This window comes from Photobacterium sanguinicancri (genome assembly GCF_002265265.1).
Classification (GTDB): Bacteria; Pseudomonadota; Gammaproteobacteria; order Enterobacterales; family Vibrionaceae; genus Photobacterium; species Photobacterium sanguinicancri.
Genome location: NZ_NOIF01000169.1, coordinates 1 through 11,074 on the forward strand (window position 1 = coordinate 1; position 11,074 = coordinate 11,074).

General features: G+C 43.8%; 8 protein-coding genes. 6 read left to right on the forward strand and 2 right to left on the reverse strand.

What is annotated here, in order from left to right; genetic code table 11:
* Positions 1–321 precede the first annotated feature (321 nt).
* From ASV53_RS19360 to ASV53_RS19380, 5 genes are all read left to right on the forward strand, one after another.
* Positions 322–1,092 carry an AraC family transcriptional regulator gene (locus tag ASV53_RS19360; RefSeq protein ID WP_094958302.1) on the forward strand — a complete coding sequence of 257 codons (771 nt, stop codon included), beginning with the start codon at positions 322–324 and terminating at the stop codon, positions 1,090–1,092.
* A gap of 360 nt (positions 1,093–1,452) precedes the next feature.
* Positions 1,453–4,593, forward strand: a complete 3,141-nt coding sequence (gene putA / locus ASV53_RS19365; protein ID WP_094958296.1) for a bifunctional proline dehydrogenase/L-glutamate gamma-semialdehyde dehydrogenase PutA — start codon at positions 1,453–1,455, stop codon at positions 4,591–4,593.
* Between the two features lie 38 nt (positions 4,594–4,631).
* Complete coding sequence (locus ASV53_RS19370; protein WP_094958297.1) at positions 4,632–5,330, forward strand: aldehyde dehydrogenase family protein; 699 nt, start codon at positions 4,632–4,634, stop codon at positions 5,328–5,330.
* Positions 5,331–5,477: 147 nt separating this feature from the next.
* Positions 5,478–6,974 (forward strand): sodium/proline symporter PutP, encoded by a 1,497-nt coding sequence (gene putP / locus ASV53_RS19375; protein WP_094958298.1) that lies wholly within the window; start codon positions 5,478–5,480, stop codon positions 6,972–6,974.
* A 346-nt stretch (positions 6,975–7,320) separates the two neighbouring features.
* On the forward strand, positions 7,321–8,691 hold the full coding sequence (locus ASV53_RS19380; protein ID WP_094958299.1) for a tetratricopeptide repeat protein: 1,371 nt from the start codon (positions 7,321–7,323) through the stop codon (positions 8,689–8,691).
* A 137-nt stretch (positions 8,692–8,828) separates the two neighbouring features.
* On the opposite strand, the gene ASV53_RS19385 is transcribed toward ASV53_RS19380, so the two are convergent.
* Positions 8,829–9,527 carry an HAD-IA family hydrolase gene (locus ASV53_RS19385; RefSeq protein WP_094958300.1) on the reverse strand — a complete coding sequence of 233 codons (699 nt, stop codon included), beginning with the start codon at positions 9,525–9,527 and terminating at the stop codon, positions 8,829–8,831.
* Positions 9,528–9,845: 318 nt separating this feature from the next.
* Here ASV53_RS19385 and ASV53_RS19390 point away from each other — a divergent pair, with 318 nt between their 5' ends.
* Positions 9,846–10,514: a CatB-related O-acetyltransferase gene (locus ASV53_RS19390; RefSeq protein ID WP_094958301.1), complete on the forward strand. Its 669-nt coding sequence runs from the start codon at positions 9,846–9,848 to the stop codon at positions 10,512–10,514.
* Between the two features lie 74 nt (positions 10,515–10,588).
* Here ASV53_RS19390 and ASV53_RS19395 read toward each other — a convergent pair whose 3' ends face one another.
* Entirely contained in the window at positions 10,589–10,786 is a 198-nt protein-coding gene (locus tag ASV53_RS19395; protein ID WP_062692198.1) for a hypothetical protein, read from the reverse strand.
* Positions 10,787–11,074 lie beyond the last annotated feature (288 nt).

Genomic DNA, 11,074 nt, shown 5'->3' on the forward strand with positions numbered 1-11,074 from the left:
TTTTTACGGTGTGGAACGATAAAAAGAACTTTCTGAGAAATACAGTCGAATCCTTTACTATGTCTAGCCTGAAGAGCTAATTCATAAAATTGAAATTACACTTACCGTAACATTGGCTTCTCTTGATCATTGTTCCATTATTAGTAGAGTAGGCATCGACTCATGTTTTGACTCATACGTTGGTATGTTTGCATACTCAATAATATGACTGATCGCCTATGATATTGCTGCTGAGTGGGCATCTGCATTTTCGTTTTTACTGTATTATGTAGTAGTCTTTCCTCCTTCAATGAAGCTAATTAGATGAATGGCCTAAATATTATGGCTGAAAAATATAAACCCTCTGAAATTGTTATGTTGCCCGAACAGATGGCACACCATAACCATGGTTATAACCAAGTTGTGATCGGGTTATCTGGTCAAACGGAATTTGATATTGAAGGTTATGGAAACTTGGTCGGTCCTGGTCAAGGTTGCCTTGTAAGTTCGGATTCTGAGCATGCATTTTCAGGTTTAGGTAAAAATGAGATCTTAGTGTTGAATGTGCCCGAAGTGCTGGCGCAACATGACTATGCCACAGAAAGAGTAGAACGCTTATTTACTCAATCGAGTTATTTTCATCTTGATACCCAAGTGCAAACCCTAATCAAAGCACTGACGGCTGAAATGATGGCAAGTCCTGATGATTTATTATTGAGTAGAGCCTGTACCGACACATTAATGTGCGTGTTACAGCGTCACTTTAAGCCTGTCGCTTCAGATAGATATTTACCGCGTTTAAATATGGATATTGTCGATCAATATATTTTACAGCACATAACGCGGAAAATTTCGGTATTGCAGCTTGCGGGTTTAGTTTATCTTGGCGAAAGTCAGTTTCACCTTTTATTTAAAACACAGACAGGCATGACGCCTCATCATTATGTGCTACAGAAAAGACTCGATCTTGCCAAGCAGTTACTCGATGAATCTGGCTTGAGTTTGGCTCAGGTGGCCCAATCTTGTGGTTTTAGTAGCCAGAGTAGTTTTACTCAAGCTTTTTCCCGTTGTTACGGTATGCCACCAGCAAAATACCGTAAGGCATTTTCGTAACATAGTTTTAGCTTTTGTTTATTCCCAGAGCTTATCTTTGTATTCCCTTGGTGAATAAATCTTATCTCGATTGCCTGATTACTTTCCTCGCTTCATCTCATATGCCACGGATTGGCTTTGACTTATCGATAATTTCATTTTGTACGCCGTCCAAATCCGTTCTTATAAGGCCTGTTAGTAATTTTTGTCCTTAAACGCTGCCGTTCTGTGTCTGATTTTGTTAAAAAACGGACTTTTTCTAAAAAATATCGGAGAATATAGCAAGACTAAGTGAGCGGCTGAAAATATGATCCCCTCAATAGCAACATCGGTGTAACATTTATTGTGGTTGCATCAAGAACCATTATTGAGGAAATGATTATGTTTAATGCGGTAGATGCACTTCAGCCATCTTTTATCGACAGGCCATTATCGTCATTGTGGCAGTTAATCTCTCCACTGTACTCGGTGGACGAATCGCAGTGGTTAGCGCAACTACTTCCGATGGCTGAGCCATCTGAGCAAGAACGTAAACAGACGACTGATAGTGCCGCTGAGCTGATCGCGCGTGTACGTGCTGATAAGACAGCCGTACAAATGATTGATGCTTTATTGCTTGAATACAGCCTAGATACTAAAGAAGGCATTTTACTGATGTGCTTGGCGGAAGCCCTAATGCGTATTCCTGATTCAGCCACAGCAGATGCACTTATTCGTGACAAACTCAGCGTAGCGGATTGGAAGTCTCACCTTAAGAATTCAGAATCCTTGTTTGTGAATGCGTCCACATGGGGGCTCATGCTAACAGGGAAAGTGGTCACTATGGACGCTAAGTCCGATGGTCAGCCAAGCCATGTGATCAACCGTCTTGTGAACAAAATGTCTGAACCTGTGATCCGCCAAGCCATGAACCAAGCGATGAAGATCATGGGGCATCAGTTTGTGTTAGGCAGAACCATTGCAGAAGCAATGAAAAATGGCAAAGATAAACGTGATCAAGGGTTTACCTATTCATTTGATATGTTGGGTGAGGCAGCACTGACGCAGCAAGATGCTCAAAAGTATTTCAAAGACTATATTATGGCGATCGAAGCCGTAGGGCGTAACGGTTACCATAACCCCAAGTCACCAGATCCCACTGTGTCTATCAAGCTGTCTGCTTTGCACCCGCGTTATGATGTAGCCAACGAAGCCCGCGTATTAGATGAAATGTATCTGTCGGTATTATCACTATTAGCGCGAGCGCGTGAACTCAATGTTGGGATCACGATTGATGCAGAAGAAGCTGATCGCCTAGAGTTATCGTTAAAACTTTTTGAAAAACTGTACCGCTCTGACGAAGTAAAAGGGTGGGGACGCTTTGGTTTAGTGGTACAAGCTTATTCTAAACGAGCGCTACCTGTGCTGACTTGGCTTGCTGCGTTAAGTAAACAGCAAGGCGATGTGATCCCATTACGCTTAGTCAAAGGAGCGTACTGGGATAGCGAGCTTAAAATGTCGCAGCAAAGTGGTTATGCCGCTTACCCTGTTTTTACTCGAAAAGAAGGGACAGATACGTCTTACTTAGCATGTGCTCGCCTGCTATTAGCGACTCATTTTCGTGGTCTGATTTACCCGCAATTTGCTAGTCATAATGCACATACCGTTTCAGCGATTGTCGCAATGGCGGAGCATAAAGATTTTGAATTCCAACGCCTACATGGCATGGGCGATGCGCTTTATAACCATGCGATGGACATGTATCAGACCAATGTACGTATTTACGCGCCAGTTGGTAGTCATAAAGATTTACTGCCGTATTTAGTACGTCGCTTGTTAGAAAATGGTGCGAATAGCTCTTTTGTGCACCGTTTGGTAGATGCTGATTGTCCGATTGATACCTTGACGGAACACCCTGTCGATATTTTGAAATCACGTCCGAGTTTACACAATGGCTTGATAGCACTGCCCCCTGCTATTTTTGGCGAATCACGTCAAAACTCCGAGGGTATCAATATCGAGATTGAATCCGAGTGGACCCCCTTTAAAACGTCGATTGATGTATTTAACGAGACCCAATGGCAAGCTGGCCCGATTGTAAATGGTGAGCGTTTAGTCGGAAAAACACTTAGTGGTGAAGCGCCAGCTTGTGAGGTTTTGGCAATCACTGCACCGTACGATCGTCGAGAGTCCGTTGGTGAAGTCAGTTTCGCTACCCGTGATCTTGTTATTGAAGCGATTGATGTGGCGTCGAATGCTTACCCTGAATGGTCACAAACTCCCGTTGCTGAGCGCGCTGCTTGCTTAGTGCGACTCGCTGATTTGTTGGAAGTGAACACGGGTGAGCTGGTCGCCTTATGTCATCGTGAAGCGGGTAAAACCATTCAAGATGGTATTGATGAAATTCGTGAAGCGGTGGATTTTTGCCGTTTTTATGCCCATCAAGCGGCCACGGAATTTGCTCAGCCACATATTATAGAAACCTATGATGGTGCAACAAAACAGCTAACCTACCAAGGGCGTGGTGTTTTTGCTTGTATCAGCCCATGGAACTTCCCTCTGGCTATTTTCTTAGGCCAAGTATCAGCGGCATTAGTCGCGGGTAATACCGTTGTCGCTAAGCCTGCCGAGCAAACATCGATTATTGCGTTTAGAGCAATTGAGATGATGTTGGAAGCGGGTGTGCCGAATGGGGCCATTCAATTACTACCTGGCACTGGCGCAGAAGTGGGGGCGGCATTAACGTCTGACATTCGTGTCGCGGGTGTTGCGTTTACGGGGTCAACAGAAACAGCGCAACGTATTAACCGTACGCTTGTGGCTCGTGATTGTGCTCCTGTTCCATTTGTTGCTGAGACCGGTGGACAAAATGCCATGATTGTCGATAGCACAGCACTGCCAGAGCAAGTTGTTCGTGATGTTGTGCGTTCCGCGTTTGCATCTGCAGGTCAACGTTGTTCTGCATTACGAGTGTTGTTTGTCCAAAAAGATATTGCAGATCGGATTGTGGGCTTGATTAAAGGCGCGATGGCAGAGCTCTCGGTTGGACGCCCTGAACTGCACAGTACCGATGTGGGTCCTGTGATTGATAAAACCGCGCGTGACAAGTTAGTTACCCATATTCAAGCACTGAAAAACAGAGCGACGTTAATCGCACAAGCAGAATTACCAGAGGTCTGCCAATACGGTGATTTCGTAGCGCCCACCGCCTTCGAAATTAGCAATATTGATGTATTAGAAAACGAAAACTTTGGACCGATTTTGCATGTCGTCCGATTTGATGCAGGCAAACTCGATCAAGTCATTGATCAAATTAACCATACGGGATTTGGCTTAACACTTGGCGTTCACAGCCGTAATGAACGTACGTACAGCTATATAGAGCAACGTATGCGTGTGGGGAACTGCTATATCAACCGTGATCAGGTTGGCGCAGTCGTTGGGGTACAACCGTTTGGTGGTCAGGGGTTATCTGGCACTGGACCGAAAGCGGGTGGCCCACACTATTTATACCGTTTCACGCAAGACGTTTACGCGGTGTAATTTGGACTAAGCTGTTAACAAGATCAAGGACATAGAAAATGAATACACAAATTAAAACGCTGGTATCCAATAGCTTAGCGTCATGGGAAAACTGGAATGCACTTGGCTATGAACAACGCACTCGTATTTTGACTGTTTGGGCGAATAGCCTTGATGAAGATTGCAAAAAAATGGTGACTTTTCAGTGTTTCAATGCCCAAGAACACCTTGGTGAAACCTTGCTGATGCCGGGCCCTACGGGTGAAACCAATGAACTATATAGCGCAGGTAGAGGCACTATTGCGGTTACCGCTGACGACGACACCTCTGCTGTTGCCATTGTAGGGCAACTAACAGCAGCGCTAGTGAACGGCAACTGTGTGATTTTATGTTTGTCGGCTAATTCAATGGTACAAGCGGGCAATATTATTAATCAACTGACGCTTGCTGGATGTCCATTGCATGTTGTACAGACGGTGGAGCATGAACAGCTAACGGCACTAATTACAAATACCTCGATTTCTGGTGTGGCGTTTGCTGGCCAGTCGGCTATCGCTCTGCGGCTAGCACGTCAACTGGCAGAACGTGATGGTTTACTGGCTCAGCTTATAGCTGAAACCGATTGTATCAAGCTACCTGTAATTGGCAGCCCAACGTATTCGATGCGCTTTATTACTGAGCGTACTCGTACCATCAACATCACTGCTGTCGGCGGGAACGCAACCTTGCTTGAACTCGGCAGTGGGGAAGAACATTAACAACCGCTTTCACGTGTTCTGCTATTTGTTTTGACATTAATGAATAGCAGTACTACGTGGGTTGCAATACGCCTATTGATGACACGCATCAAAGGTTATAACCAAAGTCCCAGCTATGACTGGGACTATGAGTGAGGGAACTCTAGAATGATAGAAAACAGCTTTGCGATAACAGGTACGTTTATTATTTACCTGATCGCTATGATGGCCATTGGCTATATTGCCTATAAGCGAACATCAAATTCAGCCGATTACTTCTTGGGGGGGCGTACACTTGGGCCTTGGCCTGCGGCTTTATCTGCAGGCGCATCAGATATGAGTGGCTGGTTGTTATTAGGTTTGCCTGGTTACGCCTATGCAGCGGGTATCGAGTCATTGTGGCTTGCTGGCGGTTTATTACTGGGTACATGGCTGAACTGGCTAATTTGTGCAAAGCGCTTACGTACGTACAGTATTACTACTGATAATGCATTGACGTTACCTGAGTTTTTAGCTCGCCGTTTTGATGATAAATCTAAGTTAATCCAAACCATATCAGCATTTTTCATTTTGCTATTCTTCCTTTTCTACACCAGTTCAGGTTTGGTTGCTGGCGGCAAACTTTTTGAAACGGTATTTGGTCTTGACTACACCATTGCTGTCATTGTTGGTACTGTCTGCGTGGTCTCTTACACCTTATTTGGTGGTTTCCTTGCAGTATCGTGGACTGACTTAGTCCAAGGCTTATTAATGTCAGCGGCACTGTTAATCGTCCCTATTGCTGCGATGAGCGGTGGTGTGGGTGATTTAACTGCAGCGCTAGAGCTGAAAAACCCAGAACTAATGACACTGTTTAACGATGTTAAAGGTGAGCCGTTATCTGCCATTGCAATCATTTCATTGGCTGCGTGGGGCTTGGGTTACTTTGGTCAACCGCATATTCTAGCGCGCTTTAAAGCGACACGCTCAAATGCAGATATTACAACGGCGCGTCGTATCGCGGTGATTTGGACAGCGCTTTCAATGGTTGGGGCTGTTTTGGTTGGCTTGGTAGGTATCTTGTACGTCGATAACCAATTGGCGGGTGAATTAGCTGATGGCGAGAAAATATTTATGCTATTGGTTAACTCTATGTTCCACCCTGTTGTTGCAGGTATTTTACTCGCTGCAATTCTGGCGGCGATCATGAGTACGGCAGATTCACAACTACTGGTGTCTTCTTCTGCGCTGGCGGAAGATTTCTATAAGCAAGTATTCCGTCCAGAAGCTTCTCAAGATGAAATTGTAACTGTAGGGCGTGCTGCTGTTATTATCCTGTCGATTGTGGCATTGGTATTAGCAATGAACCCTGAAAGCTCGGTACTTGGCTTAGTATCGTATGCATGGGCTGGTTTTGGTGCCGCATTCGGACCTGCTCTTCTGCTAAGTCTTTACTGGAAAGGGATGAACCGCAACGGTGCACTGGCGGGTATTGTTATTGGCGCAATGACGGTTGTTATTTGGAAGCAGCTCAATGGTGGCATCTTCGATTTGTACGAAATTGTCCCTGGGTTTATTCTGGCAACAATCTCGATCATTGCGGTGAGTTCACTGACGGGTAATGCATCTGCGAATGTTGAAGCGCAGTTTGATCAATACGAAAAGAACTTGGTTGAATTCGACTAGTACGTAATTAACGAAGATCTAATTCTTAGTTACAATACAAAGCCTATCTATAATTTGAACTGACCCCCAATAGTTTGACTTCAATTATTGGGGGTCTTTTTATGTCCAAATATAGTCGTATTTAAGATAGCAGGAATATCCTTCTGGAAGATCATGCGGCTAACAAGCTACATCAGATCAAATCTATTTTGATGCTGCCAAAGCGCTAATTGGTTTAGAATTCACCAAGGTGTGATTTATCTGGCGTAATTTACTTAGGCAAGTGTGCTTTTACTGATGTTTTTGCAATAAATAGCAAAAATCACTGTATCATGCTGATTCTGTATGTGTAAAAAGGTAAATAGCTTTGTTTTCATGGGATCAACTTTCCACTATTTCCATTGGTATTGGTGGCTTAACAGTACCGCTTGCTTGGTTTGTACACCGCTATTTTAAAGCGGCAGGACGAAAAGAGCAGGAAAATCGTGATCAAGTGCTGAAAGCTGAAAAGTACCAGTTGGTGCTAGAAAAAGCCAAAGCGGCTGAACATGAAGAAAAAATATTTAAAGCACAAACAGGCCATATTCCCAGTTTGCTCTCATTAGCGAAAGAAACAGAAATGAATAACATTCCTGTGGCTGTTCGTTGGTACCAAAAAGCCGCTGATTTAGGTAATGAGATTGCTCAGCATTCATTGGCTCGATTATGTAAGTTAGATGAAGAAGACCCAAATGGCGAGGCTCGCTCCCTGTATTGGGAATCTTTCATCAAAGCTAAGCGCCGTAACCAAGAAGCACTATTTGAGCTAGGGCGTTACCAAATTCGAGGCTACGGCACAGATATAAATATCGAAGCCGGAGTAGATAACATCCAAATTGCCGCAACGATGAATTATGTCCCTGCACAGCTGTTTCTGGGGGACTGGTTTGTGTCTGAGATGAACCCTAATAACATCCCTCGTGAAGCCTTTCGTTGGCGTTTGCGTGCTGCAATTAACCATGATGTTAAAGCGTTTGTTAAATTAGCTTATTGCTATCAGAGTGGCCTTGGGATCTCGAAAGATAAAGCGTGTGCGGTTTATTGGCTTGAGCGAGCAGCTGAACAAGGGAATACGGAAGCGCAATATCTTGCCGCCAAAATGCACCTTGGATCGACGGCTAATGATGCTGCGATTGCTTATATTTGGTTATCTCTTGCCTATGCTGGTGGCATTAAAGAAGCAAAGAAGGCACGTGATGAAGTGGTTCAGGTTGTCGGGATCACCTCGATTCTTGAAGTACAACGCCTAACGAAGACTATTTATCGACGTATATCTGAATTAATGGTACCAGAACACGCTGTTATTCACCTGATCGATAAAGTCTATTCTCGCGAAGGGTATCGTCCAAACGCCGAACAATTAGCACATTTGGCGGCGGATGATATGCTGATTGATAGCGAAGAGTTCTTTTTTGCGGAAGGTTCAGCATCGAGCCGTAATTTAGAAAATCACTCAGTACCAGCGGAATATACACCTCAGCCGTATTATGATGGCCAGCGAGGTGAAACTGAGCAAAGTTCACTTTTACCAGATGTTGCATTAGCTGCCTCTGGTGACAATGTGGAGGCTGGAAGTGAATCGCCTCATGCGGCTGGGTCACAGCAATATCAAGCAATGAATTGGTCTTCATCGTGGGATTCACTGAATAACGACATTGAGAAAAGCACCTCAGTAGGTGTTACCCATACGCCTTCTTAGCGATATTTATCGTTAGACCTACTTAGTTATTACCTGCTTATTTAACACCTATCCCAGTAACTAAATTTACGGAAATGCTAAAGTGATACTTGATGAATCGCTTTAGTGCCATAGCCGTTTATGAATCAGCGCAGTCTCTATACTGGGCATGTTTCTTGTTTTTTTTCTTGTTTAGATTGGGAAATATAGTTGAGTAATTCCGTCATGTTAGCAAGTGGAATGACGTTTGGATGATCAATTCTTTGCCCATCTGGCGTAGACAAAAGATGGAATGTTTGAACATGTGCATTGATGCCAGCTTCAACCCCACGAACGGTATCATCAATGAAGATACATTTGTCTAACGGTATTCCCATCAACATCGCTGCGTAATGGATAACATCAGGTTCGGGTTTCCAACTATTGGCATCAAATCCACTAAAGATCTTGCCTGTAAAGTAATGATCTAACCCTGTTAGTTTTAGTGTGTGTTTGACCTTCTCAATAGGCGCATTCGATGCAATACACATTTCATACCCTTGGGCTTCTAACGTATCAAGCAGCTCAGGTACGCCTGCTATTGGTTCTATTCCTTGTAGAAATACGCGCTCGCACGCTTTACGGTATACCGGTTCGAGATCGTCTACACGCGCTTGTAGTCCCACACGAGAGCACGTCTCAGCGAGAATATCTGACATTTTCCCGCCTTTGAAATGTTGCCAATAACTCGTGGCATCTAGAGTGACCCCAAACTGAGCAAAGGTTTCAGTAAGCGCTTGTTGACTGAGTTTTTCGCTATCGACCAAAGTGCCATCACAGTCAAAAATGATGCACTGAATGTCTTTTGATTTTTCCATTCTTGATCCTGTGTGCGCATAGAGCGTCATTATTTTTTGTATAGATAGGGATAATACGAGCTACAAATGACTACAATCGCATTTGGATACTTTTGCTATCTGAATCATATATGGATAGGCGATTGGTGCGATAAATGGGATACAGCGCAAGATTAAAAGCGCAGAAATAATCGCAGTTTTAAGAGTTGTAAATGGGCATGTGAATGCTTGTACAGAGACTACCTATACTTATTGGTAGCATAACGCACTCAAAGCGCGAAAAGCGAAAGCGTATGTGTGAAACAGTGGTAAATAAATAACAATGATAAGGACTTTTTTATGGCATCTACCATCTTCCCAACGTGGTTAAGTGGGCATGAGATCCACCACCATTTGACGAACCCCAATATTCAGGTGGGTGAATACAGTTATTACTCCGGTTATTACCATGAAAAGCACTTTGAAGATCAATGTGTTCGTTATCTTATGGGTGATAAACCCAGCAGAGAGGCGTGGGAATCAGGTATGTTCCCTGATCTTGATAAACTTATTATCGGGAAGTTTTGCTCTATCGCGTCGGGGGTAACCTTGATGCTGGCGGGTAATCAAGGGCATCGTCATGACTGGGTGTCGGCTTTTCCTTTTGATTACAAAGTGTTTGGCGATAAAGTGAAATCTGGCTTTGAGCGAGCCGGTGATACGCTAATCGGTAACGATGTCTGGTTAGGCACTGAATGTGTGATTATGCCGGGAGTGACCATAGGTAATGGTGCGGTTATTGGCGCACGCGCAGTGGTGACAAAAGATGTCGAACCTTACTCAGTCGTGGTTGGCAATCCAGGCCAAGCGGTTAAAAAACGCTTTAGCGATAATGAAATAACGATGTTACTTGATATGTGCTGGTGGGATTGGTCACTAGAACGGCTGCAAGAGAATATGGATGTGATGTGTAGTCGCGATATTACTGCTTTATATGAACGCTATCTCGGCTGGAATGAACAGCTTTAGTGTATGCCTTTCATCATGCCTGATAAGGGCGCAAGACTGAGCGCCCCTTATTGCTGATCTGATTTACTGTACTTTCAGTGGAGTAAGCCGAGATCTCTTGCTTCTTCTAGGGTTAAACCACTCTCGCGGATTTCTCGCATCATCTCGATCTTTCTGCGTGCTTCAGCTTGTTGCTTTTTGTTATCTGTTAAATTTGAAGCTGTTTCATCTTTGAAGTCCCACTTGGAAGAGACATCAGACATTTCTGCATGGTTCAATGAATTGATAGACACAATGACCTCCTAAAGACTGAATGCGTTGCCATCGGTAATATGTTTATCAGAGGAATATGGCAGTTATAAGACAAGATGATCAGGTCTGTGACTCGCTGCAAAAATGTAATAATTATCATCGAAAATGATAGCTCCTATGAATAAATACAGGTAGTCTCGATCGTTCCTCTCTGCGTAATTTCGCTCGGAAATTGCGTTCTTTTTATCCAGTCATTATTGTGTGAATTTTCGATACTTTTTCATCATTCTTGCTACTTTTTTAATCTTTATATAACAAGTAGTTAGTTA